This is a genomic window from Pseudotenacibaculum haliotis (assembly GCF_042684245.1).
GTDB classification, from domain to species: Bacteria; Bacteroidota; Bacteroidia; order Flavobacteriales; family Flavobacteriaceae; genus Polaribacter; species Polaribacter haliotis_A.
In genome coordinates, this window is record NZ_JBHULH010000004.1 from 595,217 (window position 1) to 621,501 (window position 26,285).

29 protein-coding genes are annotated in these 26,285 nt (G+C 34.4%); 17 read left to right on the forward strand and 12 right to left on the reverse strand.

The window, feature by feature from the left end:
• Positions 1 to 9: 9 nt before the first annotated feature.
• Positions 10 to 1,419: an MATE family efflux transporter gene (locus tag ACFSRZ_RS10720; RefSeq protein ID WP_379666553.1), complete on the reverse strand. Its 1,410-nt coding sequence runs from the start codon at positions 1,417 to 1,419 to the stop codon at positions 10 to 12.
• Positions 1,420 to 1,595: 176 nt separating this feature from the next.
• On the opposite strand from ACFSRZ_RS10720, the gene ACFSRZ_RS10725 reads away from it, so the two are divergent.
• The 8 genes from ACFSRZ_RS10725 to ACFSRZ_RS10760 all read left to right on the forward strand — a co-directional run bounded on the left by ACFSRZ_RS10725 (position 1,596) and on the right by ACFSRZ_RS10760 (position 8,413).
• The gene (locus tag ACFSRZ_RS10725; RefSeq protein WP_379666554.1) at positions 1,596 to 2,348 is read left to right on the forward strand and encodes a Rossmann-like and DUF2520 domain-containing protein; all 753 of its coding nucleotides are present in this window, start codon (positions 1,596 to 1,598) and stop codon (positions 2,346 to 2,348) included.
• Positions 2,332 to 2,859 carry a KdsC family phosphatase gene (locus tag ACFSRZ_RS10730; protein WP_379666555.1) on the forward strand — a complete coding sequence of 176 codons (528 nt, stop codon included), beginning with the start codon at positions 2,332 to 2,334 and terminating at the stop codon, positions 2,857 to 2,859. The genes ACFSRZ_RS10725 and ACFSRZ_RS10730 overlap by 17 nt, the downstream gene beginning before the upstream one ends.
• Positions 2,860 to 2,892: 33 nt before the next feature.
• Positions 2,893 to 3,321, forward strand: a complete 429-nt coding sequence (locus ACFSRZ_RS10735) for a DUF2147 domain-containing protein (RefSeq protein ID WP_379666556.1) — start codon at positions 2,893 to 2,895, stop codon at positions 3,319 to 3,321.
• Positions 3,322 to 3,550: 229 nt separating this feature from the next.
• Complete coding sequence (locus ACFSRZ_RS10740; protein WP_379666557.1) at positions 3,551 to 4,978, forward strand: hypothetical protein; 1,428 nt, start codon at positions 3,551 to 3,553, stop codon at positions 4,976 to 4,978.
• A gap of 34 nt (positions 4,979 to 5,012) precedes the next feature.
• A complete protein-coding gene (locus tag ACFSRZ_RS10745; protein ID WP_379666558.1) occupies positions 5,013 to 5,189 on the forward strand; it encodes a hypothetical protein in 177 nt (58 codons plus the stop codon).
• Positions 5,190 to 5,281: 92 nt separating this feature from the next.
• Positions 5,282 to 5,914, forward strand: coding sequence for a hypothetical protein (locus ACFSRZ_RS10750; RefSeq protein ID WP_379666559.1), 633 nt, complete (start codon positions 5,282 to 5,284; stop codon positions 5,912 to 5,914).
• Positions 5,907 to 7,757, forward strand: coding sequence for a sensor histidine kinase (locus ACFSRZ_RS10755; protein WP_379666560.1), 1,851 nt, complete (start codon positions 5,907 to 5,909; stop codon positions 7,755 to 7,757). Before ACFSRZ_RS10750 ends, ACFSRZ_RS10755 begins: the two co-directional genes overlap by 8 nt.
• Positions 7,754 to 8,413, forward strand: a complete 660-nt coding sequence (locus ACFSRZ_RS10760) for a response regulator (RefSeq protein ID WP_379666561.1) — start codon at positions 7,754 to 7,756, stop codon at positions 8,411 to 8,413. The genes ACFSRZ_RS10755 and ACFSRZ_RS10760 overlap by 4 nt, the downstream gene beginning before the upstream one ends.
• Here ACFSRZ_RS10760 and ACFSRZ_RS10765 read toward each other — a convergent pair whose 3' ends face one another.
• Positions 8,414 to 9,055, reverse strand: coding sequence for a protein-L-isoaspartate(D-aspartate) O-methyltransferase (locus ACFSRZ_RS10765; RefSeq protein WP_379666562.1), 642 nt, complete (start codon positions 9,053 to 9,055; stop codon positions 8,414 to 8,416).
• 107 nt (positions 9,056 to 9,162) lie between these two features.
• Between ACFSRZ_RS10765 and ACFSRZ_RS10770 the strand changes: the two genes are divergently transcribed.
• The 3 genes from ACFSRZ_RS10770 to ACFSRZ_RS10780 are packed head-to-tail and all read left to right on the forward strand — an operon-like array spanning position 9,163 to position 11,665.
• Positions 9,163 to 10,134: a Gfo/Idh/MocA family protein gene (locus ACFSRZ_RS10770; protein ID WP_379666563.1), complete on the forward strand. Its 972-nt coding sequence runs from the start codon at positions 9,163 to 9,165 to the stop codon at positions 10,132 to 10,134.
• A gap of 15 nt (positions 10,135 to 10,149) precedes the next feature.
• Entirely contained in the window at positions 10,150 to 11,037 is an 888-nt protein-coding gene (locus ACFSRZ_RS10775) for a 3-hydroxyacyl-CoA dehydrogenase family protein (protein WP_379666564.1), read from the forward strand.
• On the forward strand, positions 11,015 to 11,665 hold the full coding sequence (locus ACFSRZ_RS10780; protein WP_379666565.1) for an acyloxyacyl hydrolase: 651 nt from the start codon (positions 11,015 to 11,017) through the stop codon (positions 11,663 to 11,665). The genes ACFSRZ_RS10775 and ACFSRZ_RS10780 overlap by 23 nt, the downstream gene beginning before the upstream one ends.
• A 48-nt stretch (positions 11,666 to 11,713) precedes the next feature.
• Here ACFSRZ_RS10780 and ACFSRZ_RS10785 read toward each other — a convergent pair whose 3' ends face one another.
• Genes ACFSRZ_RS10785 through ACFSRZ_RS10800 form a run of 4 tightly spaced genes read right to left on the reverse strand, consistent with a single transcriptional unit; the run spans position 11,714 to position 16,055 of the window.
• The gene (locus tag ACFSRZ_RS10785; protein WP_379666566.1) at positions 11,714 to 12,823 is read right to left on the reverse strand and encodes an efflux RND transporter periplasmic adaptor subunit; all 1,110 of its coding nucleotides are present in this window, start codon (positions 12,821 to 12,823) and stop codon (positions 11,714 to 11,716) included.
• Between the two features lie 54 nt (positions 12,824 to 12,877).
• Positions 12,878 to 14,116, reverse strand: a complete 1,239-nt coding sequence (locus ACFSRZ_RS10790) for an ABC transporter permease (RefSeq protein ID WP_379666567.1) — start codon at positions 14,114 to 14,116, stop codon at positions 12,878 to 12,880.
• Between the two features lie 2 nt (positions 14,117 to 14,118).
• The gene (locus ACFSRZ_RS10795) at positions 14,119 to 15,348 is read right to left on the reverse strand and encodes an ABC transporter permease (protein WP_379666568.1); all 1,230 of its coding nucleotides are present in this window, start codon (positions 15,346 to 15,348) and stop codon (positions 14,119 to 14,121) included.
• A 2-nt stretch (positions 15,349 to 15,350) separates the two neighbouring features.
• Positions 15,351 to 16,055 carry an ABC transporter ATP-binding protein gene (locus ACFSRZ_RS10800; RefSeq protein ID WP_379666569.1) on the reverse strand — a complete coding sequence of 235 codons (705 nt, stop codon included), beginning with the start codon at positions 16,053 to 16,055 and terminating at the stop codon, positions 15,351 to 15,353.
• Positions 16,056 to 16,233: 178 nt separating this feature from the next.
• Between ACFSRZ_RS10800 and ACFSRZ_RS10805 the strand changes: the two genes are divergently transcribed.
• Both ACFSRZ_RS10805 and ACFSRZ_RS10810 read left to right on the forward strand, forming a co-directional pair.
• Positions 16,234 to 16,662, forward strand: coding sequence for a thiol-disulfide oxidoreductase DCC family protein (locus ACFSRZ_RS10805; RefSeq protein ID WP_379666570.1), 429 nt, complete (start codon positions 16,234 to 16,236; stop codon positions 16,660 to 16,662).
• Positions 16,663 to 17,319: an HAD family hydrolase gene (locus ACFSRZ_RS10810; RefSeq protein WP_379666571.1), complete on the forward strand. Its 657-nt coding sequence runs from the start codon at positions 16,663 to 16,665 to the stop codon at positions 17,317 to 17,319.
• On the opposite strand, the gene ACFSRZ_RS10815 is transcribed toward ACFSRZ_RS10810, so the two are convergent.
• Genes ACFSRZ_RS10815 through ACFSRZ_RS10835 form a run of 5 tightly spaced genes read right to left on the reverse strand, consistent with a single transcriptional unit; the run spans position 17,311 to position 22,558 of the window.
• Positions 17,311 to 18,468: a flavohemoglobin expression-modulating QEGLA motif protein gene (locus ACFSRZ_RS10815; RefSeq protein WP_379666572.1), complete on the reverse strand. Its 1,158-nt coding sequence runs from the start codon at positions 18,466 to 18,468 to the stop codon at positions 17,311 to 17,313. The two genes, ACFSRZ_RS10810 and ACFSRZ_RS10815, sit on opposite strands and share 9 nt — an antisense overlap.
• 29 nt (positions 18,469 to 18,497) lie before the next feature.
• Positions 18,498 to 19,328 carry an N-formylglutamate amidohydrolase gene (locus ACFSRZ_RS10820; RefSeq protein ID WP_379666767.1) on the reverse strand — a complete coding sequence of 277 codons (831 nt, stop codon included), beginning with the start codon at positions 19,326 to 19,328 and terminating at the stop codon, positions 18,498 to 18,500.
• A gap of 2 nt (positions 19,329 to 19,330) precedes the next feature.
• Positions 19,331 to 20,173 carry a sulfurtransferase gene (locus ACFSRZ_RS10825; RefSeq protein WP_379666573.1) on the reverse strand — a complete coding sequence of 281 codons (843 nt, stop codon included), beginning with the start codon at positions 20,171 to 20,173 and terminating at the stop codon, positions 19,331 to 19,333.
• The gene (gene gshB / locus ACFSRZ_RS10830) at positions 20,173 to 21,204 is read right to left on the reverse strand and encodes a glutathione synthase (protein WP_379666574.1); all 1,032 of its coding nucleotides are present in this window, start codon (positions 21,202 to 21,204) and stop codon (positions 20,173 to 20,175) included. Before gshB ends, ACFSRZ_RS10825 begins: the two co-directional genes overlap by 1 nt.
• 22 nt (positions 21,205 to 21,226) lie before the next feature.
• Positions 21,227 to 22,558 (reverse strand): dicarboxylate/amino acid:cation symporter, encoded by a 1,332-nt coding sequence (locus tag ACFSRZ_RS10835; RefSeq protein ID WP_379666575.1) that lies wholly within the window; start codon positions 22,556 to 22,558, stop codon positions 21,227 to 21,229.
• Positions 22,559 to 22,905: 347 nt separating this feature from the next.
• Between ACFSRZ_RS10835 and ACFSRZ_RS10840 the strand changes: the two genes are divergently transcribed.
• The 3 genes from ACFSRZ_RS10840 to ACFSRZ_RS10850 are packed head-to-tail and all read left to right on the forward strand — an operon-like array spanning position 22,906 to position 24,712.
• Positions 22,906 to 23,232, forward strand: coding sequence for a DUF6787 family protein (locus ACFSRZ_RS10840; protein ID WP_379666576.1), 327 nt, complete (start codon positions 22,906 to 22,908; stop codon positions 23,230 to 23,232).
• Positions 23,189 to 23,848, forward strand: coding sequence for an NUDIX hydrolase (locus ACFSRZ_RS10845; protein WP_379666577.1), 660 nt, complete (start codon positions 23,189 to 23,191; stop codon positions 23,846 to 23,848). The genes ACFSRZ_RS10840 and ACFSRZ_RS10845 overlap by 44 nt, the downstream gene beginning before the upstream one ends.
• A 54-nt stretch (positions 23,849 to 23,902) precedes the next feature.
• Complete coding sequence (locus ACFSRZ_RS10850) at positions 23,903 to 24,712, forward strand: lysophospholipid acyltransferase family protein (RefSeq protein ID WP_379666578.1); 810 nt, start codon at positions 23,903 to 23,905, stop codon at positions 24,710 to 24,712.
• Positions 24,713 to 24,753: 41 nt separating this feature from the next.
• Here the strand turns inward: ACFSRZ_RS10850 and ACFSRZ_RS10855 are convergent, their stop codons facing one another.
• Positions 24,754 to 25,224: a Dps family protein gene (locus tag ACFSRZ_RS10855; protein WP_379666579.1), complete on the reverse strand. Its 471-nt coding sequence runs from the start codon at positions 25,222 to 25,224 to the stop codon at positions 24,754 to 24,756.
• A gap of 98 nt (positions 25,225 to 25,322) precedes the next feature.
• Between ACFSRZ_RS10855 and ACFSRZ_RS10860 the strand changes: the two genes are divergently transcribed.
• The gene (locus tag ACFSRZ_RS10860; RefSeq protein ID WP_379666580.1) at positions 25,323 to 26,264 is read left to right on the forward strand and encodes a hydrogen peroxide-inducible genes activator; all 942 of its coding nucleotides are present in this window, start codon (positions 25,323 to 25,325) and stop codon (positions 26,262 to 26,264) included.
• The last annotated feature ends 21 nt before the right edge of the window (positions 26,265 to 26,285 follow it).

The window sequence follows — 26,285 nt, forward strand, 5'->3', positions numbered from 1 at the left end:
AAAGAAAGCCTAAACCTGTACGGTTTTCCATTTTCCTTTGCGGAACCAAATAACTCCAATGATTGCGATTAAAACTTCAGCTAAAGTAATTGCCCAGAAAACACCTGAAGGACCAAAATCTAATTCTACTGCCATCAAGTAGGCAAAAGGTAATTGGAATAACCAAAAACAAACAAAGTTGATGATTGTAGGTGTTTTTGTATCTCCTGATCCATTAAATGATTGGATGACTACCATTCCGTAAGCGTAAGCAATATAACCAGCAGCAATAACCTGTAAGCACAATGCTCCATACTTTACCACATTAGGATTATCGCTAAACCAGCCTAAGAATGTTGGTGCTAAGAATACATAAATCAATGAGACTATTCCCATAAAAATAGCACAATACTTACTTGTTTTCCATACGGATGCTTCAGCTCTGTCAGGTTGTTGAGCTCCTAAATTTTGTCCTACCAATGTTGCTGCAGCATTACTCATACCCCAAGCGGGCATTAATGTGAACATCATGATACGAATAGCAATGGTATAACCTGCTAACACTTCGCTACCAAAGGTTGCCATGATCAACATTAAGATTACCCAACTGGATGTACCTATGATAAACTGACCAATTCCTCCTAAAGAAACTTTGATCAAATTGATCATTACCTGAGCTCTAATTACCAAATCTTTGAAAGCTATTTTTATATAGGAATTCCCTTTGAATAGTATGATCAACTGTGCCAATACAGCAACTCCTCTACCTGTTGTTGTTGCTATAGCTGCTCCTTCTACTCCATAAGCCGGAATAGGACCTAAACCAAAGATAAAAATTGGGTCTAAAATTATATTCAATCCGTTGGAAAGAATTAAAGTCCACATGGCTATGGAAGCATTTCCTGCTCCTCTAAAAATTGCATTGATTAAAAAGAGAAGCATTACAGTTACATTTCCTCCTAAAAGTACTTGGGTGTATCCATAACCTTCTTCGATCAGTTCAGGTTCTCCTCCCATAAACCTTAAGATCTCTTTTGGGAAAAGAATTCCGATAGCACTGATTATTACTGCTATAAAAACTCCTAAGAAAATTACTTGAACTGCTGCTTGACTGGCTCCTTCTCTATCTTTTTCTCCTGTTCTTCTGGCCACAATTGCTGTAGCCCCCATACTCAATCCAATAGCTACGGCATAGACTAATGTTAGAACAGATTCTGTAAGCCCTACTGTTGCTACAGCATTTACACTTACTCTGGAGACAAAGATGATGTCTACTAAAGCAAATATCGATTCCATGAGCATTTCTAAGATCATAGGAATGGATAGCATGAAAACGGCTTTACGAATACTTCCTGTTGTAAAGTCGTGCTGCTTGCCTCTTACAGCTTGCATAAAAAGTGAAAAGATGTTTTGTCTGGTTTGTTGGTTTTCAGATGTCATTATGATATGGTTATAAATTATAAACTACAGCTAACCGGACAAATCCAGTACAGCTGAAAATTGGGTGTCTTTTTAGGGAAAGACAAAAACGGAAGGTGGAATTACTCTATCATAATGACACAAATATGCAAAACTTTTGACAATATTTGCAGAAATAATTTCAATATCTTCGTGATATGATATCTGTAGTCGTTGTAGGAAGTGGAAATGTAGCCACACATTTAATTCAAGCGTTTTCTCAAGTAGATACAATCTGTTTAAAACAGGTATATACCAGAAATTTAGATGACCTTGAAACTTTTAAGATTACAATTCCTGTAACCAATAGTTTGGACTTATTAGAAGAAGCTGATGTAACAATTATAGCTGTTTCTGATGATGCTATTTCTGAAGTATCTTCTCAAATTCAAAATTCCTTTGTGGTTCATACTTCCGGAAATACTGGAATGCAGCAGTTGAGAAATTCAACTCGCAAAGGTGTTTTCTACCCTCTGCAATCGTTCTCTAAAGAAAAGCCCGTAGATTTTCATCATATTCCTTTTTGCTTGGAAGTTGAAAATTCTAAAGACATGGCTATGTTAGAGATATTGGCAAACGCTCTTGGTGGCTCGATATATCATATAAGTTCTGATCAACGAAAGAACATTCATGTTGCTGCCGTGTTTGCAAATAACTTTACCAATCATATGTATCAAATGGCAAAAGATATTTGTGATACACATCAAATTCCTTTTGATATTCTGCAACCTCTTATTGAAGAAACTGCTGATAAGGTAAAGCGATTATCTCCAAAAGATGCTCAAACAGGACCGGCTATCAGAAAAGATGAAAAAACCATTAAAAATCACTTAAATTTGCTCGACTCTTCACAGAAAGAGTTGTACAAACACCTGACAGAATCAATACAAAAGCATGGAAAAAAGTTATAAGCAATATTTAGCCAATATCAATACATTAATCTTTGATGTAGACGGAGTTCTTACCAATGGTATTGTTACTATTATGCCAGATGGGCAATTGGTACGTCAAATGAATATCAAAGATGGTTATGCTTTGAAAACTGCTGTTGATGCCGGATTGAATGTTTGTATTATTTCAGGAGGAAAAAATGAAGGCGTTCGAATTCGTCTACAAAATCTTGGGATCAAGGATATTTATTTGGGTGCTCATGATAAAATTGAGAAATACCATGAGTTAACAGATATGTACAATTTACAACCTGAGAATGTGTTGTATATGGGTGATGATATTCCTGATGTTCCTGTAATGAAGCTTGTAGGACTGCCTTGTTGCCCTAATGATGCTGTTTCTGAAATACAGCATATCTCAAAATATATCTCTGATAAAAAAGGAGGCGAAGGTTGTGTAAGAGATATTATTGAGCAAATTTTACGTGTACAAGGAAAATGGGATGGCAATTTTGATGCGAAATACGATTAATTCTTTGTGATACGTTTAACTTGATTTCTTTACATGAAAAAATTCTTTCTTTTCACTTTTGCTCTATTACTCTCTTTAACAATTCATTCTCAAACCATTTTTGGAAAATGGAACTCTTTTGACGAAGAAACCAACAAAGTAGAATCTGTGATCGAGGTGTATGAAAAAGATGGAAAAGCTTATGCTAAAATCATAGAGATTACCGATCCTGAAAGGAAGAACGCAACTTGTTTCAAATGTAAAGGAAAGCGAAAAGATCAACCAATCGTAGGTATGAACATTTTAACTGGGCTTAAGAAGAAAGATGATGAATGGTCCGGAGGAAAAATCTTAGACCCCAAAAACGGAAAAGAGTACAAATGCTACATAAAACTTCTTGATGACAACACCTTAAAAATAAGAGGCTACATCGGAATTTCTCTTTTAGGAAGAACAGCTATCTGGAAAAGAGTTCAGAGCTAACTTCACAGTCCTTTTTACATCCTTATTTCTATTGAGGTCAATTCTTTGAACCTCTCCTCTCTTATTCTTCTCTTTTAAGATGTCTACAAATATTCCCAACGTTGGGAATTGATTGCCATTAGATCTGCAAATAATTTTGGAGTGTACAATTTATTCAAATGATCATTTGAGTTGGGAGATGCCGAAAACCCAATTCAATAGAGTAGGCTCAACTTAAATATTTTACACAATGTCAACAAATATACCTGCCGAAAAAGCGGCATTGGTCTTGACTAAATTAAAAGATCAAGCAAATGAACTTTTATCTGCTGCGCACAATGTGCAACTGGATATGTATCATGCTCAAGGATCAGGAAATTTTCCTTATTACTATAAAGATCCTGCTACCAGGCGTTTTAATGAAAAAACATACGTGTGGTTAAATCAATGTCTTGAAAAGAGAAAAAACGGAGAACCTGTTTCTTTTGAGGGTGATTACAATGGAAAATTCTTAAGAGCAGTTACAAATGTGAGCTACACATTATCTCGTAAAGATCAAGCTAGATTAAATGAGGTTAAAAGAAATGCCTTAAATCAACAAGGGGCTTTATTAGATGCTTGGGAAGAAGCTTTTGGGGAAATCCCTTCCGGGAAAGCTCCTATTAATGGAGTCTTTGAGATTATTTTAAAAGATTGGGTAACCAAAGAAGGAACTACTTTACAAGATCTTTTAGTTGCTCCCGATTTATTTGAAGCTTTAGGGAAAGCTCCAGCTGCAGCCATGCCCGTAATTCCTGTAGTAGGAAATTACCTGAATGCTATTGAAGCTGGGATTCCACTTCAGAATGCAATTTCATTAAATAACGGAATTTTAAAGAGTGTTAGAAGTTCTATTAATTTTCCTTCAGAAGCCAATGGAGGAGTCCAATTAAACGATGGTACAGACGATTTTTTTCCTGAGTATCCATTCTCTACCACACAAGCGAAAATTTTAGACGGATTAAAGTCTGATAATTCGGTTGATATCCAAATGAAGTTAAGCAATTTTAACTCAAGTGATGTTTCATTGTCCGTAAGTGGAGAAGCAAGTTTTAAAATGCCTTTAGGCTTTTTTGATATCGACTTAGGTGCTAGTGCTAATTACTTTACCAACATCGTTACTAAAAACTCTAGAACGATTGAAATCGACATGAAGTTTACCGGAGTTACTGTAGCTAAATTCGGGCCTGAGCCTTTTAGAGTTTCTGGAAGAAAAGGGTGGCATTTTGCTGATGGTATCAAAGAATCAATTGCCAATGGAGAAAAAGATATTAGTGGCTTTAAATTTTCGCCAAAGCCTAATATTGATTTTACTGAAGGCGGAGATTTTGGGGTGGTAAATGCTGTTGCATTTAGTCAATACCCAACCATGAAAATCAAAGTTTTTTCTTCTGATTACAAAAAGATCAAAACAGATTTTGATGCAGCAGCCAATGCAGGATTAAAAATTGACTTTTTAGGTATGCCATTAGGTGTTGGTTTAAAAGGATCTTACAAGCAAGGTGATGTTTCTATTAATGAAGCTGAAGGAAGCATTACCATAAATGTAAATCCTCCAATAGAAGCCGTAGCCGAAAAAGCAGTAGAAGCAACAGCTTTTATCCTTGGAGTTCAAACAGAATATTCTGCTATTGAATAGTAACAATAATTATTAACCATAAAATTTAGAAATCATGACAGAAAAACAATTTGCAAAACATAAAGAACTTATGATCGAGTCTATTGAAATGACTAGAGGAGTTCAACAATTATTAGAAAGATTGATAGATATTTCAAACACCAACTTAAATGAAAACGGTCAATCTAAGCAGATTCTTGACGATATTCTTAATGAATTAAGCAAGAAATAAAGTTGATAAGCTCTATGGGAATCCCATAGGGCTTATATTTATATACAAAATTGTCTATTTTAATAATAAAAAATCACTTTAATACTTACACTATGGATTTTAGCACAACAATTTTATTGACTCCGAAGGAGAACAATAGATATCAAGCTATTTATGCAAGTCAACAATACGGAACATTTTACGGGCTGTATGGAAAGTTTGATATTGAGAAAAAGGGAAAGAAAACATTTCTAAAGAGAATTGATTTTAAACTACTGAACTACAAAGGCGTTTTAAACATGAGTTTAGAAGGTAAAGCAGATAGCATTATTGTAGATGAAAAAGCAAAAGAAACAATTAGAGAAATTCCCGTTGTTTTAGTAAAGGTTCAACTACGAGCAAAAGTTCAAGAGCCTAAATATGATGATTTTATTGAATTTACAAATCCCATAAGAATCAAAAAAAACATGTATTTTTCTGTATTGGGAGAAGTACTCCCTCTAAATGGAAATGATACTACCGAAGAAGCAGATCCTGCTTTTTGTGGAGGAGTTTTTGATGATGAATTTTATTTCAGGGATGGAATGGTTCATAAAAAAAGAAAGATTACTAAAATTCCTTTGGATCATGGAGATTCTAAATCAGGAGATAAAGGATATAAGTTTGAATCAGAAATTATTGAAATAAGCAACTCAAGATTTGGATCTATTCGATGCAGAGTAGGAAATTCTAAGATAATTGTTTAAAAAGATCAAGAAGAAGTTAATTTTTATAGGAGTTTGTATACTCTCTTTAAGCAGTGTTTTTTCTCAGAAAGAAACAACTGAAAAGCTTATCATTGGTCAATATTTTGAGGATGTAAAAGCTCAAAAAGAGCTTTCAAGAGACATACAAGTACTCAATCAAATTCTATATCACAAAGGTCAAAACAAGCTGATTGATTCTTTGAGTATAGAGAGTTTAGCACAAAAAAACACACTTCTTTTTCATCTCTGCAAAGGTTTTTACAACCTATACAATCAAAAAGGAACCAGTAAAAGTTTTCCTAATTTTAATCAAGCTTACCTCCTATCAAAAGAAGCACAAGATGTTGCTAATTTGAAGTTGTGTCTTTTGGGTTTTTTAGAATTATACAGCAGAGAAATTGTTCAAAGCAATACACAGTTTAAATCCTATTTGGATGAGTTTGCTTTGTTAAGTAAGACAATAGAAGACAAAGCTTGGTTATTGTACTATACCAATTTCTTTAATAGTACATCTATTTTTCGCCCGGAAGCTTATTACGAATCTTCAAAACAATTGATTCCTTTTGTTAAAAAAAACTCACTAAGCAATGCCATGAAAGCTAGATTTTACGAAGACATAGGATTGTATTACAATAGAATCAATAAGGCAGATAGCGCTCAGTTTTATTATGAAAAAGTAATACAATTACCCAAAGCTCCGTATGTGAGAATGCACAAGTTTAATTCTTATTTGGATTTGGCTGAATTGAGTTCTAAAAGTAAAAGGTTTCTTGAGGCTAAAAAACACTTTCAAGAAGCTCAAAAATATTACAATCGAGTAGATTCTTTACGATCGGCTTTTACTTTAGAAAGGTTTAAAGCAATTTATTTCTTTGAAAAAATTCCCAGGTACGACAGTGCTTATCATTACTTAAAAGCATCTATTTTAAAAGAACAGGAAATAGGATACAGAGAAAACTCTCTTCAAATTTCTGAATTGAATGTACAATTAGGAACGGCTCAAAAAGAGAAAGAAATCTTGGAACAAAAACATGAAATAGATAAAAAGCAACGACAGAAGACAAATATTTTAATAGGCTCATTTGTAGTTTTTTTGCTTGGTAGTATTATCGTCTATATCATTTATAAGAATGTAAAAAGAAAACAGCTCATTGCAGAGCAAGAAAAAGAGATACAGTCCCAAAAAGCCGAAAAGATCCTGAAAGATCAAGAGCTCAGTATTATCAATGCTATGATTGAAGGTCAAGAAAAAGAACGGAAAGAACTGGCTGAAGAGTTACATGATAATGTGGCTTCTACACTAGCCTCTGCAAATATGCAACTGGATTATTTTATCAAAAATAAAAATCGATTAGATAATGCCGGTGAAATTTTAGAAAAAGCAGCATTGTTAATAGGAAATGCTTACAACGACGTTCATGATATGGCACATAAGAAAAATAGTGGTGTTATTGCCCAAAAGGGATTACTATCTGCTATTCGGGATCTTGCAAATAATGTTTCCGTTACCAACAAGATTCATATAGATATTAAAAGCTCAGACATTAAAGAACGTATTAACAATGCTCTAGAAATCACCATTTTTAGAATTATACAAGAGTTGGTTAACAATATAGTAAAGCACGCCAATGCAAAAGAAGTACTGATATCTGTTACTTTTTATGATGGTATTCTGGGATTGATCATTGAAGATAATGGAATTGGATTTCATCCAAATAACATCTCAAAAGGTATGGGACTCAATAGCATTGAAACGAGAGTTGAAGCTTTGGAAGGATCGTTTGAAATTGATTCTACCGAAGGAAGAGGAACAACAGTATTAATTGATATTCCAATCACATGAAAAAGATAAAGCTAATTATTGTAGAAGATCATCAATCTATGATTGACGGTATCGATCTTTTATTAAAATATGAAGAGCAAATTGAAGTACTTGGATACTTCAGTAATGGAAACTCGGTATTAGAGTTTATTAGAGAATCTCATAAAAACTTGCCGGATGTTATTCTTACTGACGTAAAGATGCCGGAAATGAACGGAGTAGAATTAACAAAGAGCTTGAAAAAAGAATTCTCCTATATCAAGGTGATTGCTTTTTCTATGCTCTCAAAGGAATCTGTTGTACAGCAAATGCTTCATGCAGGTGTATCTGGTTATCTTCTTAAAAATTCTTCTTTAGATTTTATTCTAAAAGCTATTCATGAAGTTCATAAGGATCGCTCTTTCTTTGATCCAGCTCTTAAAGAGATTGTAACCGATTATCAACGTAATCCTCAAAAAGAAAAAGGGAATGATGAGACAGTACTCACCAAAAGCGAGCGAGAAATTTTAAAACTTATTGGAGAAGGTAAAATTTCAAGTGAAATTGCCAACATACGTTTTACTGCTGTTTCTACAATTGAAAAACATCGAAAAAACATGATTCGTAAGTTAGGATTGAAAGGGAAAAATGATTTACTAAGGTATGCTGTTGAGAAAAAGTTTGATGATCTTTCTTAGTTAATTCTTCTTTTGAAGCATCGGAACAAAAGCAAAGTCGCCCAATTCATGTTTCTCAAATTCTTTTGGAGATTTACGAATCAATAAGGTCATGATCTGTGTTTTATCTCCTACAGGAATCAATAGCATTCCTCCTACTTTCAATTGTGCCAACAATGCTTTCGGAACAAAAGGAGCACCGGCTGTTACTATGATCTTGTCAAAAGGAGCTTTCTCTTTATAGCCTTGATATCCATCTCCAAAAATAAATTTCTTGGCCCTATAACCTATTTTAGGTAAGAATAGAGACGTTCTTTTAAACAATTCGTGTTGACGCTCTATGGAATATACTTCTGCACCCAACTCTAATAAAACAGCAGTTTGATAACCGGAACCTGTGCCTATTTCCAAGACTTTATCTTCAGGTTTGATTTGTAGTGTTTGAGATTGAAAAGCTACTGTGTAAGGTTGTGAAATCGTTTGATCTGCCGCAATAGGAAATGCCTTATCTTGATAGGCATGATCTTCAAAAGAAGAGTCTATGAAGAGATGTCGTGGAATTTTTCGCACAGCATTCAATACATTTTCGTCATGAATCCCCTTTTGTTTTAAAACATTTGCTAACTGATTTCTAAGCCCTTGATGTTTGGAAGTATCTTTCAAATTTCAATTGATTAAAGCGATCTAAAAGTAGAATAAATTCCCTAAAACTCCTATAAAATTGTATCTTTGTTGACGTTGAAAAATCGACACTTAAAAATTCGAACCTTATGTTAAAAGCTGGGGTATTAGGCGCGGGTCATTTAGGAAAGATCCACCTTAAATTACTGCAACAATCGGAACGCTACGAATTAGTAGGTTTCTACGATCCATCTATTGAAAACGCAAAAAAAGTATCTGAAGAATTTGGTTACCATTCTTTTAATTCTGTTGAAGAATTAATAGCATCTGTAGATGTTGTAGATATTGTAACTCCTACTCTTTCGCATTTTGAATGTGCTAAAATGGCTATTGATAAAGGGTGCCACATTTTTATTGAAAAGCCTATTACCAATACTGTTTTGGAAGCTGAAGCTATTAGAACATTGGCCAGTCAGAAACACATTAGAGGACAAGTAGGGCATGTAGAAAGATTCAATCCTGCGTTTACCGCTGTTAAAGAAATGATTGGAACACCTATGTTTATTGAAACTCACCGTTTGGCAGAGTTCAACCCAAGAGGTACAGATGTTCCTGTGGTATTGGATCTTATGATTCATGATATCGATATCATTTTAAGTGTTGTACAATCTCCGGTAAAAAATGTTCATGCAAGTGGTGTTTCTGTAATTTCTGAAACTCCTGATATTGCCAATGCTCGTATTGAGTTTGAAAATGGTTGCGTAGCAAATTTAACTGCCAGTAGAATCTCAATGAAAAACATGAGGAAATCTCGTTTTTTCCAACGAGATGCTTATATCTCGGTAGATTTCTTAGACAAAAAGTCTGAAGTGGTACGAATGAAGGATGCTCCTGAAAGCCCGGATGAGTTTGCTATGATCTTGCAAAACGCAGAGGGTGTTAGAAAACAGATTTATTTTGACAACCCTGAAGTAACTCCAAACAATGCTATTCTAGACGAATTGGAATCCTTTGCTGATGCTATTGAAAACGATACAACTCCTGTTGTTTCTTTAGAGCAGGGTACAAATGCATTACGAGTGGCACAACAAATTATCGATTGTTTCGACAAGGAAAACTAAAACAAATCAAAATACATGAAGAATATAGCTGTAATCGGAGCGGGAACAATGGGAAATGGTATTGCCCATACGTTTGCTCAATTTAATTATAACGTTCAACTAATCGATATTTCTCAAGACGCTCTAGATAGAGGATTGGCAACTATTGCTAAGAATTTAGACCGAATGGTGGCTAAAGAAAAGATTACTGAAGCAGATAAAGAACAAACCTTATCAAACATCACTACTTATACGTCTATCAAAGAAGGAACTCAATATGCTAGCCTTGTAATAGAAGCTGCAACTGAGAACTTAGATTTGAAACTAAAGATCTTTCAAGAGCTTGATGAAGTTTGCCCGGATGACACGATTTTAGCTACCAATACTTCTTCAATTTCTATTACGCAAATTGCTTCTGCAACCAAACGTCCTGAAATGGTTATTGGTATGCACTTTATGAACCCTGTACCTATCATGAAGTTGGTAGAGATCATTAGAGGATACAATACTTCTGATGAGGTTATGGAGTTTACTGTAGAGCTTACTAAGCAAATCAACAAGATTCCTGTTGAAGTTAATGATTACCCTGGTTTTGTTGCGAATAGAATCTTAATGCCAATGATTAATGAATCTATTGAGACTTTATACAATGGTGTTGCCGGAGTAAAAGAAATCGATACTGTGATGAAATTAGGAATGGCACACCCAATGGGGCCTTTACAATTGGCAGATTTTATTGGTTTAGATGTATGCTTGTCTATCTTAGAAGTAATGTATGATGGATTTAAGAATCCAAAATATGCTCCTTGTCCTTTGTTAGTAAACATGGTAAGAGCTGGTAAATTAGGAGTAAAATCCGGTGAAGGTTTTTACGATTATTCTGAGAGTAGAAAAGCAGAGCATGTCTCTAAACAGTTCGCTTAAACGTTTATCTATATTCTTTTTATTTCTATCATCTTTTGCTTTTGGGCAAGAGAAAGAAGATGACACTCGAAAGCTAAAAAAGGTTGGAGTCTTATTTAACAACGCTAAGCAGAATAATTTTTTGTTTAGCGATAAAGACTATGATTACAAAACAAATACTTTTAAGGCTCAGCTATTCTATTCACTAAGGAAAGGAGAAAACTGGGATATCAATTTAATTGTACAACCACAGTTTCAAATTGCAGAGCATCAGCTTTTGAATATTTTCTTTGTCACTCCTGATGAGCCTAATTTTGAAGATTTACGAGATAGATACAGCCAAAAGAAAACTATTTCTTTGTATGCTTTTGAGTTAGGTTTTCAATTGAGAAAAGAACTTTTAGACAGTCTTTTCTTTGAATCAACATTAGGTTTAGGAGTAGCGTATATTGATGTAGAAACAGAACGATTAGCGCAAGGATTTACTTTCCTTGAAAATTTATCGGTTGGTTTAGCTTATCAATTGAAAAACACTGAATTCTATTTAGGAACCAATGTAGGTCATGTTTCCAATTTTAATATTCAGAAACCAAATAGCGGCTATGATCTTTTAGGTTTTGAAATTGGATATCGAATATATATCAACTAAAAAAGGGAGCTTATCAGCTCCCTTTTTTTTATACTTACAACTTTCTTATTAGTTGTTGTTATTATCATCTTTCTTAGCCTTGTTCCAGATCTTTAATTCATCATCAGCAGTAATTCCTGATAATACTTGGATGTTTACTCCGTCTGAAACTCCTAATTCTAATTCTTTCTTTTCAAATTGCCCTTCTCCTACTTTTACTTCAACATAAGGCTTTTCAGTTTTCTTGTCGAAACGTAATAAAGCTTCTTTGATAGAAAGTACACTATCTTTCTTTTCTAGAACAATATCAGCATTTGCACTATAATTTGCTCTTACAAAGTAGTTGTCATCTAAAGTAATGGTAGCTTTGATTGTAAACTGTACAGCTCCTCCTTCTTCAGTTCCTTTTGGTGCAATAAAGTCTAACTTTGCAGGGAACTTCTTCTCTTCAATAGCTCCTAAAGAAACTTGAATATCTGTTCCACTAACTAATTTACTTACTTCAGACTCGTCTACTTTTCCTTCGAAGATCATTTTGCTCATATCTGCAATAGAAGCAATTGTTGTACCGGCATTAAAGTTGTTACTTTGAATTACCTGGTCTCCTTCTTTTACAGGAATCTCTAAGATTGTTCCAGAGATTTGTGCTCTAATATCTGTGTTTGCAAAACCTCCTGATCCAGAAGATCCACTTTTGATAATTTTATAATCGTTCTCAGCATTGATCAAATCTTGCTTCGCTTGATCGAAAGTCAATTCTATTTGCTCAAAATCTGCCGCAGATACTACTCCTTTATCATAAAGAGCTTTATTTCTCTTGTAGGCAATCTCAGCATTTTTTAATCTGATCTTTACGTTATCTACACGCCCTTTAGCACTGATTAAAGATTGCTCGTTTGGCACTACTCTTACAGTAGCGATCAAATCTCCTTTTTTCACTTTTGTTCCTTCTAAAAGGTAGATCTTGTCAATAATCCCTGTGATTTGAGGTTTGATCTCAATCTCTTCTAAAGGAATTACTTTACCTGTAGCAACTGTCTTTTTAACAATGTTAGCTTTGAAAGCTGTTTCTGTTTTGAAAACTTCAATACTAGTTTCATTCTTTTTCTTCAACCATATTACAATGATTACGAAAAGGACTACTACAATACCTAATATGATTTTTGCTCTTTTACTCATTTTGATTGTTTATATAAAACGTTTGGTTAATTACTATCTATTTAAATTTTGATTTTATTCGTCTCTCAGGGCTTCAATAGGTTTTACTAATGTTGCCATATAAGCGGGAATCATCCCAATTAATGTTCCTAAAACTATTAAAATTAGGAAAGCTATTAATATGATCGGTACACTTACCGTAGGATTCAACAAGGTCGGATCAGGTCCGGAACCTATTGTAGAATCCATAATATACAGGATGGTTCCTCCAAATACAATTCCTAACATTCCGGCAATCGTAGTTAAGAAAACAGATTCTAAAATAACCTGCTGACGAACACTTGAAGGCGTTGCTCCGATTGCACGACGAATCCCTATTTCTTTAGTTCTTTCTTTTACCGTGATCAGTAAGATATTACCAATTGCAAATACTCCGGCGATCAAAGTTGCGATTCCTACAAACCATGTTAAGAACTGCATTCCTGTTAAAAATCCTGTGATCTTCCCTATCTCTACAGCTAGGTTAAAGCTTCCAAAGGCTCTTTCGTCTTCCGGGTCTACTTTGTGTAAGTTTTTCAATGTTAACTTAACATCTGCCTCTAATTGCTTGATATCGTATCCTTCTTGAGCTGTAATCATCATCCAACTAATACGGTTTGCTCTGTTATATACTTGTTGGTAGGTTGTAAACGGAATGTATGTAGCAGTTCCGTCAATTCCTATATTTCCTCTTTTGTATACTCCTACAACTTTGTAGTTGATGTTATTGATAATTACGTATTGACCAATTGGGTTTTCATTCTTTTCAAACAACTGTTTGTAGGTTTCTTCTTCAATAACACAAACTTTGGTCTTGTTTTTTATGTCATTTCCATTTAAGAATCTACCGTAGATTAAATCTTTCTTCTGTACTTTATCTAATACAGGGTAATCTCCACTGATGTTAAAATCTCCAGATTTAAATCCGTTAATGATTGTACTGGACGTCTGACTTCTTGGGGCTAAATATTTAATTTGTTCGAATTCACTTTCTAAAACCGAAACATCTTTTGTTGTTAGCTGAATTCTTCTCCCTTTTTGAAAACCTTTGAATGGCTTTTCGGTACGTTGCGCCCAAACAAATACACTATTGGTAGCAAAATCACCGAACAGGTTTTTAAAGTTATTCTCCATTCCTCTGGCAGCACCTAAAAGAACAACTAATAAGAAGATTCCCCATAGTACTCCAATAATCGTAATAATGGTACGTGTCTTGTTTTTACGAATTCCTCCGTAAATTTCTTGCCAAGTATCTGAGTCAAATAAAAATTTCATGATTAGTCAGCTCTTAATGCAACAATTGGTTTAATTCTAGCAGCTTTCTTCGCCGGTAAATATCCTGCGATCAAACCTGCTATGATCAAGGTGATGGTAGCTCCCACTACAATCCCTGTATCTACACTTGGATCTTTAATAAAGTATTCTTCTAAGCCATCTCCTATTTGATCTAGAATAAAAGTACCTAAGGAAAGTCCTAAATAACCTGCCAATGTGGTAATTAAAATAGATTCTTGCACTACCATTCCAATAATAGAAGAAGGTTTAGCACCCAAAGCTTTTCGTATTCCAAACTCTTTGGTTCTCTCTTTAATTACGAAAATCATAATATTACTAATACCAATGATTCCGGCGATCAAGGTTCCTGATCCAATTACAATTACGATCAAATACAACACAAACATAAAAGTGTTTACATTTTTATTAGCTTCTGCCATATTCCTTACAAATAAGGCATTCTGATCGTCTGGATGTATATCTAATTTGTCTTTCAGATCTCTTTCCAGTTTATTTCCAAAAGCTACTGCAGCATCCAAACTTAAATTGGGATTGTAACCAATATTGATCTGATTTATATAATCGTTGTTTCCATAGAGTCGCTGGGCAGTTGTTACAGGTATATAACACTGTCGTTCTTCATTATCTCCTCCGTCATCTGAAAAAATTCCAATAATCTTATAAGAGATTCCACTTACATTCACTCTCTTTCCTAATGCCGGTTTTTCTCCAAAAAGGTCAGATTTTACCAGCCTACCAATTACAATTACTTTAGAGGCTTCTTCTACATCAATTTTGTTGATATACCTCCCTTCATCCATGTTGGTCTTTTCTAAGAACTGATGATCCGGGTGTACGGCTCTAAAATTATAATTGTCTTGGTTATTTTTATAAGCTACATTGAAGTTTTTATAAATACGAGCCGTAAGATACTGGATGTTAGAGTCGTATTTATCATCAACATAGTTGTAGTCTTTATTCTTTAATTGAATTCTTCTTCCTGATTGTAACCCCCTATATGGCTTACTTGTTTTCCATACTCTTACAAATATGGTATTGGCAGCATCATCTACAAATGCATCTGCAAAAGTGTTTCTAAGACCACTTACAATTCCAAACAGAAGTGTAAATAGTAAGATGGCAAATGCAATGGTAAATCCTGAAAGGACAGAACGCAGTTTGTTCTTGTTGATACTTTGAAATATTTCTCGCCAACGATCTAAGTCAAACATAATTAACCGGCTTGATATTTAACGGCAACTGAAGCATCAGCTGTATCACTCATAATAACACCATCCTTAAGGCGCACAATTCTCTTTGTCTGAGCAGCAACTTCTTCCTCGTGAGTAATTACAAAAACAGTCATTCCTTCGTCATTAATGTCTTTCAACAGATCCATTACCGAATCGGTGGTTGTTGAATCTAATGCTCCCGTAGGTTCATCTGCTAATACTACTTTAGGCTTAGTAACCAAAGCTCTTGCAATGGCAACACGTTGCTTTTGTCCTCCAGACAATTCATTAGGCAAGTGAGATGCCCAATCTTTTAATCCAACTTTGTCTAAATATTCCAATGCAATTTTTTGACGCTCTTTTCTTCCAACACCTGCATAATATAAAGGCAAGGCTACATTTTCTAATGCCGATTTATAGGATATTAAATTAAATGATTGGAAAACGAAGCCTAAGAATTTGTTTCTTAAAATAGCTGCTTTCTTTTCATTTAGATCTTTAATCAATTGATCATTTAGGTAATAATCTCCTTCGTCATGTACATCCAATAATCCAACTATATTTAGAAGTGTTGACTTACCAGACCCTGAAGATCCCATAATGGAGACAAATTCTCCTTCTTTGATATGCAGGTCTATTCCTTTTAAAACATGAAGAGAATCTTTCCCTATAGGATAAGATTTATGAAGGTTCTTAATGCGAATCATCTGTGTTGGTTAATTTTTATATAAAAGTAGATAATGACTACGGTTGCTCTTACTAATTTTATGTTAAAACAAGGTAATAACAGCCTTTTGTTTTTCCTTCTACTTCACATAAGACGGCTCTAAAATTAAATTGTTACAATCTTATTTAAATTTTTAAGTTTTATTTTTGCAGTAGATCATGAATGACAAAAATTTCGATCTTCCGGAAAACAAGAAAATCATCCTTTTTGATGGGGTGTGCAACCTATGTAACAGTTCGGTTACCAAGGTAATTCAGTACGATAAAAAAGATGTATTTAGGTTTGCTTCTTTACAGTCTGATCTAGGAAAAAAGATTTTAGATCATCTTAAAATTGATCCAACTAAAACAGACTCTATCATTCTTTATGAGCCCAATCAGGCTTATTATATAAAGTCTGCTGCTGCTTTACAGATTATGAAAGAATTTTCCGGTTGGTGGAAATTGACTCAGATCTTTACCGTTCTGCCTTCAGGATTTTCCAATATCTTCTATGATTTTGTTGCCAGAAATCGATATAAATGGTATGGAAAGAAAGATAGCTGCATGATCCCTACACCTGAATTAAAAGCCAAATTTTTAGACTAAATGAAATTACCCAAAGAAGTACAATGCGTCATCTTTGATATGGATGGAGTTATTATAGATTCTGAAGAATTACACAAAAGAGCGTATTACGAAACCTTCAAGTCTATTGGTGTTGAAGTTTCTGATGAATTGTACAAAACTCTTACAGGTTCTTCTACCATTAATGCTTTTCAAAAATTAGTAGCTCATTTCAATCTTGATCACGATCCTGAAGCTTTGGTTTTAAATAAAAGGGGGCGTTATGTCGATTTTTTTGAAAACGATCCTACCCTGCATTTGGTTAAAGGTGTTGAAGACATTATCAAGTATTTTTACAACAAAGGAATAACACTGGTATTGGCTTCTTCATCTGCGATGGTTAATATTGATCGTGTGTTCAATCGTTTTGATTTGAATCAATATTTCACAGCTAAGATCAGTGGAGCCGATCTAACAGCATCTAAACCTCACCCGGAGATTTTTGAAAAGGCCGCTGTTTTAGGGAATACTCCTAAAGAACATTGTGTTGTTATTGAAGATTCAGATAATGGTGTAAAGGCTGCAAATGATGCTGGTATTTTTGTTTTTGGATACCACAATCCTTTAGCTGCAGACCAAACTCTTGAAAATGCGGATCGAGTGATACGTGAATTTAGCGAAATGAAAGACCTACTTTAGGTTGTTTAAAATAAACTCTACTCGTTTATTTGTATTGCTGTTTTCGTAGAAAGACTGTGTGTAATGTTTCGGTTTTACTGCATATCCTTTCTCTAACAAGTATTTGATATCTTCACTGTAATCCAAGCATACTTTTCCGGTAAGCAATACACTCAAGTCTTTTCCTTCTTTGTGGTAATTATACACCTTTTTAAGTCCTGATAAATACAGATAATCTTTTGTAAAACCTCCCCCTCTGTGTGCTCTTACGGTAATATAAAAAGCTTCTTCTCTATTGAGATCGTAATTGTTATGAAGCAATCGGAAGGTTTTAGAAAAAGGATATCCTTTTGCCAAACTATCTACTGCTATTACTCTATAAGCCAATTCCTTTAGTCTTTTTATTGTCAAGTTACCCGACATATATTCACTAAACACAGCTAATCCTTCTTGCGTTTCTTCATAATTTGGAAAACCATGAGAGAAGATCTTAAGCGGATGTAAAAGTCCGTTCATTGTAGTTACCATATGAACTCCAATCTCATGATTGGTAAGGATGTTCATTTCAGCTTCAGAGAACGTATGGTTGGAATTGATCACCAATGTTTTGATATTATTCAATACCATTGCAATGGCTCCCATTGTTGAAGAATGTTTGATATCGAAGCTAAAATCATAGTTCTTACCATATTCTCTAAAAATCTGTTCTGCCGATTTGCAATCGTATTTAGGCTCTTCGTTCTCAGCATCTTCATCATCAGAAAAATGTAAAATGAATTTCGCGTTCTCTACATCTTGTTCTGTTGGTGTCCCGAAAGAACGTAAACTGTTGTAATAGAATTTTCTTCCTTCTCCTATTGTTTCAATACATTGAATCAATCCTGAATAGGCATAGGTAATATCTTCGTATAAGTTTCTTAGTCTTTCATCTTCGATCAACTCTAAAGGTTGTGAGAAGAATTCTCTGTGTAGATTGAATTTATCAAAATCCATTTCAGGATAAATAAATTCAGGATCTGTTAGATATTTAGATGCAAAGAACTTCTCTTTTTCAGATTCTATATTGATAGGATTTACATAGCTGAGTAGCTCAATCTTCTTAATCAGATTGTCTAAATAATTATCAATTTCTAAGAGTGCTTTGGTTGCCACAGTGGAATCATTCATCATAAACATCAAACTTAATGGAAATCACAAATTTATACTTTATATGCTTTATAGAAAGTATCTGCGTGATTTTTTAATTCTTTTCTCAAGTACACTTCAACAGCATTTACAACCTCAGGATACATAATCTGTTCTAATTCATCACAATATACTTTTGCGATCTCTGTTGCCAACACCAATGTATTTGAAAAGTTCTGAGTAATGTACTTAAGGAAATACCCATTTCCTTGAAATGTATCGTTAATTTTTGAAGTAGATCTGATTCCGTTTGGCAAGGGCATCTGCTCTAAAATAGCTCTCCAAGATTCGATTGAGTTGGCAAATCTTTCTTCATCAACATTGGCAGTACCTAAATTCCACGTAGGAACTTCTCGCTCCCAACGTTTCCAATTATAGCTATGCATATCATACACCACACACATTCCAAACTTTTCTTCCAACTTACTTATTAACGCATATACTACTTTATAAAAACTATAGTGCTTGGCTAAACTTTTTTCTCTCATCTCTACAGATAAAGGAGTGTGCCATAATTGTTTTCCCCAAGCGTCTTCATAAATAGCAGATTCTGGAGCTCTGTTGAGATCATATTCGAATCGAGAATCCATTCCGGCAATTACTATGGGGTGAGATTTGACCATTTCTTTGGTTTCTGGATCTTCTTCAAACCAACGTTCGTATTCTGTATGAATACAATTCTCCCAAAGCTCTTTTCTAAACTGATGACCATCGTGTACAGCTCCGCAAGCATAGTGTACATATTCATCAATCTTTATAGTGAAGGAGTAATCATCAGAAACCGCGTGAAATGTTTCTTCTTGATTGATTTTTGCTATGATTTGATCTATAGATAACTTTATCATATTCATACTTCTATTGGTAAATCATGTAAACTGCCCCATTCTGTCCATGATCCGTCATATACAGTTAGTTGGTTATACCCTGCAATTGTGGCTCCAAGCGCCAACACACAGGCTGTGATGCCTGATCCACAAGAAAAAACCATGGGTTTATCTTCTTGATTTACTTGTTGATATAATGACTTTAATTCTTCTTTTGATCTTAACTCACTCCCTTTTAACACACTAGCATAAGGTAAACTCTTTGAATTTGGAATATGCCCACTTCGTACTCCTTTGCGCGGTTCTGGAGATTGACCTTGAAACCTTGACAAAGATCTCGCATCTAAAATCTGCTCTTCTAGCTTATTTAAGGAATTTAATACATATGGAGCATCCACAAACAATCTGCTATTGTACTTAGCGGTAAAATTTCCAGTTGTTGGATTCTTATCTTTCTTTTCTTCTGTTTTGTATCCCTCAGAGATCCATTTTGGCAACCCTCCATTCAATACAGCTACATTATCCAAGCCCATCGCTTTAAACATCCACCATACTCTAGGACTAGAATACACTCCGTGAATATCATATACCACAATACCGCTGTCATTATTTACGCCAAGTTCTCTAGCTCTTTGTTCAAACTTTTCAGGTGTAAGAAGGGTGTTGGGAAAAGGAGCATTTTCTTCTGAAAACAGGTTCTTTATATCAAAAAAACGTGCTTTAGGAATCTCAACATCATGTTGAATCTCTTCCTTTCCTTTGTTGGTTACTTTGGGTAAAGTAGCATCTAAGACGATTAAATTCTCATCATCCAGATGCTGATGCAACCAATGACAATCTACCAGTGCATCAGGAATCTTTAACATTAAGCTTCTTGTACTTTCTTTTTTAGGTCTGTTTTTCTCAAGAATGCAGCATTGCGCTCTAGATATTTACTTTCGATAAAATCAATTACTTTTTCTTGAATCTTGGTCTTATATACTTTATTCATATAGGTAATACCTCCCGGACTCATCACATTAACCTCAACCAATTTTCCTCCTATAACATCAATACCTACAAAGTACAATCCATCTTTCACTAGTTTTGGTCCTATTTTCTTACACAATAACTTTTCTTTCGGAGTAAGCTTATGTTTAGCTACAGATCCTCCTGCGGTTATATTAGAACGATGGTCTTTTTCTCCCGGTATACGTCTCATTGCGCCTATAGGCAATCCATTTAAAAGTAAAATTCTTACATCTCCTTGATCTGCTCCTTCTATGTACTCCTGTAAGATTACATATTCGGATGTTCCATCGCTTTTATTGATATAAAAATCTAAAAGCGAATTAATATTACCCATAGCAGATTTCTCTATTAGAATAACACCAGACCCACCAAAGCCATTCAAAGGCTTAAGAATCATCTTATCAGCATTAGATTCTTCTATCATCTCTATTAAGTAGTTCTTATTTTTAGAAACGTGAGTTACCGGAATAATTTCATTACCTGGGTCTTCCATTGCAGCTGTATATAACTTATTATTTGCCTCTCTCATTCCTTGAACAGAGTTAATAATAAATACATCTTCTTTTACAGAATCTAAAAAGTTAAGCATTAAAGGATCCAATGGTGGTTCAGCCCTCATAAAAATCACATCAAAGCCTGCTAGAGGTAGCATCTCTTCTCTCGTAGTAGTTTTTTTATAAAAAGAATTGATACTTGATGGCATCTTTTCATGCCTATTTAAAATAGTACAAAAAGCATAAGTAACACTATTACGTACAGTTAAATTTGAAGGCGTACAAATAGCTACTCCGTGTCCTCTTTTAGCACACTCATGAATTAATGTTAAAGAAGTATCCTTCTCTGGAACTATATCTTCCCATGGATACATTAGAAAGCAAACATTCATAGTTATTTTGTTTTTTTATTTCTTAATTCCCTTTTACTTCGTCATAATGGTCGTCCCATTCTTTTGGTTTTGGATCGTGTAACTTTCCAACTGATTTTGCTACTAAGGTAGAAACCGTAGCATCTCCTGTTACATTAATTACTGTTCTACACATATCCAGCGGTCTATCTACTGCAAAAATAAGTGCTAGCCCAATAGCTAGTTTATCTGCAGGGAAACCAACTGCTTCCAATACGATTACTAACATTACCATTCCGGCTCCCGGAACCGCCGCAGAACCTATTGAGGCTAATAATGCGGTAAGAATAATTGTTAGCTGATCTGCGAAAGTGAGATCAAAACCTAAAGCTTGTGCAATAAATACAGCCGCTACAGCCTGATACAAACTGGTACCATCCATATTGATGGTAGCTCCTACAGGTAACACAAAACTACTTACTTCTTTATCTACTCCTACATGTTCTTCAACACGCTCCATAGTTACAGGTAATGTTGCTGCACTTGAACTTGTAGAGAAGGCTAATAATTGTGCAGGGCTAATTTGCTTTAAGAACCAGAAAGGGTTCTTTTTTACAAAAAATCCTACTATGATCATATAGAAAATGACCATCAAAAGAAGCCCTCCTACTACTGTGAGTGAGTATTTTAATAAGGCGTATAATAAATCTGGATCGTTAGACGATACAACTACATTTGCCAATAGAGCAAAAACAGCATACGGAGCTGATAGCATGATGAGATCTACCATCTTTAAAACGACTTCATTAAGCGAATCAAAGAAGTTCTTTAAAGGCTTTGCTTTCTCTTCCCCTATCAACAACATTGAGATTCCTAAGATAATTGCAAAGAAAATCACCTGTAACATTGCCTTATTGTTACCTAGTGCTTGAACAGCATTTTCCGGTACCATATCTTCTACAAACTGTAAAGGACCACTGTTCTTTTGCTTTGTTGCCTCAGCAATTTTTGCTTGTACTCCTCCACTATTAGCATAGGTTTCTGTTAGTTTAGTAATGGTCTCTTCTGAAATTCCATCTCCCGGTTTTACAATATTAACAATGGTTAAACCTATAGTAATTGCAAAAACAGTAGTGATTACGTAAATCACAATTGTACGAAGTCCAATATTTCTAAACTTCGAAATATCTTTTAGATCAGAAATACCTTTGATCAGAGAAGCTAAAATAAGAGGTACAGCAATTAATTTAAGAAGTTTAACAAAAATGGTACCTAATGGTTTGATCCAATCTCCAACGAACTTACTTCCTCCATCAACATAGGTCATTGCCAATCCAAAGACAATACCCAAAACCATTCCTATTAATATCTTCCAGTGCAGTGCTAGTTTCTTCATGTAGTTGTTTTGTATTTTAATTTTTGAAAGGTAAAAAAATTATAGAAATAATTTCAGCCTTTTTTTGGGTTCAAAAAACACTCTTATTCTAAGAGTTAAGAATGTGTCTAGCTAGATAGTCGACAAATTGATAGCTTTCTTATAAATAATTTGTTAAACTTGGTTAGGTGCCATACTTAAGCTCTTAAAGATTTTTCTCTCATTAATTGTTGGTGTAGTTATTATTTCTCACATACAAGTAACCTGAAAATCAGCTTGTAATTTTAACATTGATCAATACAAAAATAGTAATCGACTAATTTTTTTGAGAACTGCGTATGTCGTAATTTTGCTGTAATACAATTCAGATGGAAAAACTCAAAGAACGCTGGGGCATTACTTCTAATTTTCAGATCATTTTAATATTGATCGTTTTTGCTATCAATGGTTCTTTCGCAGCTTGGGTTGCTGAACCTATTACAAACTTTTTTGGTATCACAAAAGGCTCTGTTAGTGGCTGGATCTATTGGCCAATAAGACTTTTACTGGTTTTTCCTGTATATCAACTAACATTACCAATAGTAGGCTTTCTGTTTGGTCAGTTTCGTTTTTTCTGGAATTTTGAAAAAAAGTTCTTGAAAAGAGTTGGTTTTGGATTCTTATTTAAAAAAGAAGAAGAGTCACATGAGGTTTGACGATTTTTTGAGCCATATTGATACGTTAAAATCATCTCCTCTAGGAGGATTGGAAGCTCAATTCAAGTTAGCACCTAAACTACGCTTGAAATATGATTCTGATAAGATAAAAGCCAACAACCCCAGAAGAGCTGCTGTTCTAGCTTTGTTTTATCCTAATGATGACAATGAAACTACTTTCCTTCTAACAGAAAGAGCAAGTTATAAAGGAACACATTCTGCTCAGATTAGTTTTCCGGGAGGCAAAATAGAAGACCAAGATCCTAAGTTATCAGATACTGCTATCAGAGAAGCAAATGAAGAAGTAGGGATCATCAAAGAAGATATTCAGATCATACGAGAAATTACAGATGTGTACATCCCTCCTAGTAATTTTTTGGCAACTCCTTTTATAGCCTATCTCAACTACAAGCCTTCATTTATTATCAATCAAGAAGTAGCATCAACAATTGAAGTGCTATTAAGCGATCTGATGGATGAATCTAATGTAGATACCATTCTTATGGATACATCATATATGAAGAAAATAGATGTTCCTTGTTTTCGCCTAAATGAGCATATTGTTTGGGGGGCAACCGGTATGATGCTTAGCGAAATTAAAGAAATGCTAAAATAATAGACGCATAAGAATACTTTTGTATTTTAGCAGCGACTATTAAAAACCAAGTAAATGCCTCTATTCAAAAGGAATCCTTTTGGACATTACCTGTGGATAAAGAAATGGCTCATTAGAATACTCGGAGTAATTTCTCATGGACGATATAGAAGTTTTAACAAACTTCAAATAGAAGGTTCTGAGATTATAAGACAGATCCCTGATAATAATGTGCTTTTTGTTTCCAATCATCAAACTTATTTTGCAGATGTAGCTGCCATGCTACACGTATTTAACGCCGCTCTCAAAGGAAGAGACGATAATATTAAGAACGTTGGATATATATGGCATCCGAAGCTTAACATTTACTATGTAGCAGCCGGAGAAACGATGAGATCTGGTATTCTCCCAAAAATATTCGCTTATACAGGTTCTATCTCTATTGACAGAACTTGGCGTAGTGCCGGTAAAAATGTGAACAGACAAGTAAAGATGTCTGATATTACCAATATCAGCAAAGCTTTAAATGATGGTTGGGTGATTACTTTCCCACAAGGAACCACAACACCTTTCAAACCTATTAGAAGAGGAACTGCTCACATTATCAAAACCTACAAACCTACAGTTATTCCTATTGTTATTGATGGTTTTAGACGTTCTTTTGATAAAAAAGGTTTGATGATCAAAAAGAGAAATGTTTTACAATCTATGGTGATTAAACCTCCAATGGAAATAGATTATGAAAATGAGTCTATTGATGAGATTGTAACCAAGATCGAATATGCTATAGAGCAACATCCTTCTTTCTTAAAAGTAATTTCTCCTGAAGAATATGCGAAGCAAGAAGAAGAGCTAAATAAAAAAAGAGAGTTTTGGAATTTATAATTCCTTACCTCTCTTTTCAATCTAAATCAACTCAGTTTTTTTTAACCTAACCAGGCATTCATCATCCACAAGGTCTTTTCTTGTTCTGAGATAAAATCACTCATCATAGAGTTTGTTCCTTCATCATCTGCCTTATCTGACAATTCAAGAATTCCTCTTTCTATTTTTAATAATTCTGATAACGATGCTACAATCAAACTAACTGCTTCTACATCGTTAGAAACATTTTTTGCTACCGGTACTACTGCAATATCAGTATAATCTGAAAAAGTATGCAAAGGAGTTCCTTGCAGTGTAAGAATACGCTCTGCAATCATGTCTACTTTTTCTTGAGCGTCTGTATATAACTCTTCAAATTTTAAGTGTAATTCAAAGAAATTCTTTCCTTTAATATTCCAATGTAACCCACGCAAAGTTTGATAATATGTTTGAAAATTTGCCAACAAAGTATTGAGCTCTTTTGTCAATTCTTCTGTTGATTTTTTGTCTAATCCTAATAAAGTTGTTTTCATTTTTTTGCCTTTTTCTACCACAAAATTAGGCTCAAAAAACCAAAATAAACTATAGCTTTTATTGATAGTTTTAATATCTTTATCAAAAATTTTTATCGATGACCATAACTCAACTAAAATATGTGCTGTCTGTAGCAGAATATCAAAATTTCACCATTGCTGCAGAACACAGTTTTGTAACTCAGCCCACGCTGAGTATGCAAATTCAAAAGCTAGAAGAAGAATTAGATGTACAGATTTTTAATCGGTCAAAAAAGCCTATCGAGCTTACCGATGTGGGACGAAAAGTTGTAGAGCAGGCCAAAATTATTGTGAATGAAAGCAACAGAATCACAGATATCGTACATCAACACAAAGGATTTATTGGAGGGGAATTTAAGTTGGGAATCATACCTACTGTAATGCCTACTTTACTTCCCATGTTTTTGAACAATTTTACAAAGCGATACCCAAAAGTAAAATTGATCATTGAAGAATTGACAACTGAGGAGATCATTAGAAAACTAATGGATGGTCATATTGATGCCGGATTGGCTGCTACTCCACTCGAAAATGAAGCCATAAAAGAGCGTCCTTTATACTACGAACCGTTTGTAGGATTAATTCCTGAAGGACATCGTTTGTTCAATCAAAAGCTAATTGAGGTTGACGAACTGGAAATGGACGATATTTTATTGCTAGAAGATGGGCATTGCTTTAAAGACAGTGTAATTAACTTATGCAGAACCTACAGAACAGACAATAAAAAAGGGTTTCAACTGGAAAGTGGAAGTTTTGACACCTTGGTTAAACTTTCTAAAGAAGGATTAGGTATGACACTACTGCCCTACTTACACACTATGGATTTGAGTGATAGTGACAAGAAGCATTTGAGAGAATTCACATCACCTCCACCTGCAAGAGAAGTTAGTTTGATCTTCCATAAATCGCAATTAAAAATGCAAATGATCGATGCTTTGAAAAGTACCATTGATGGAGTTATCAGAGGAGCCATTTCATTTAGTGATGTAAAAATTATTAGTCCTCTTCAAAAAAATTAAACGAAAAGCCGCTCTCTCGAA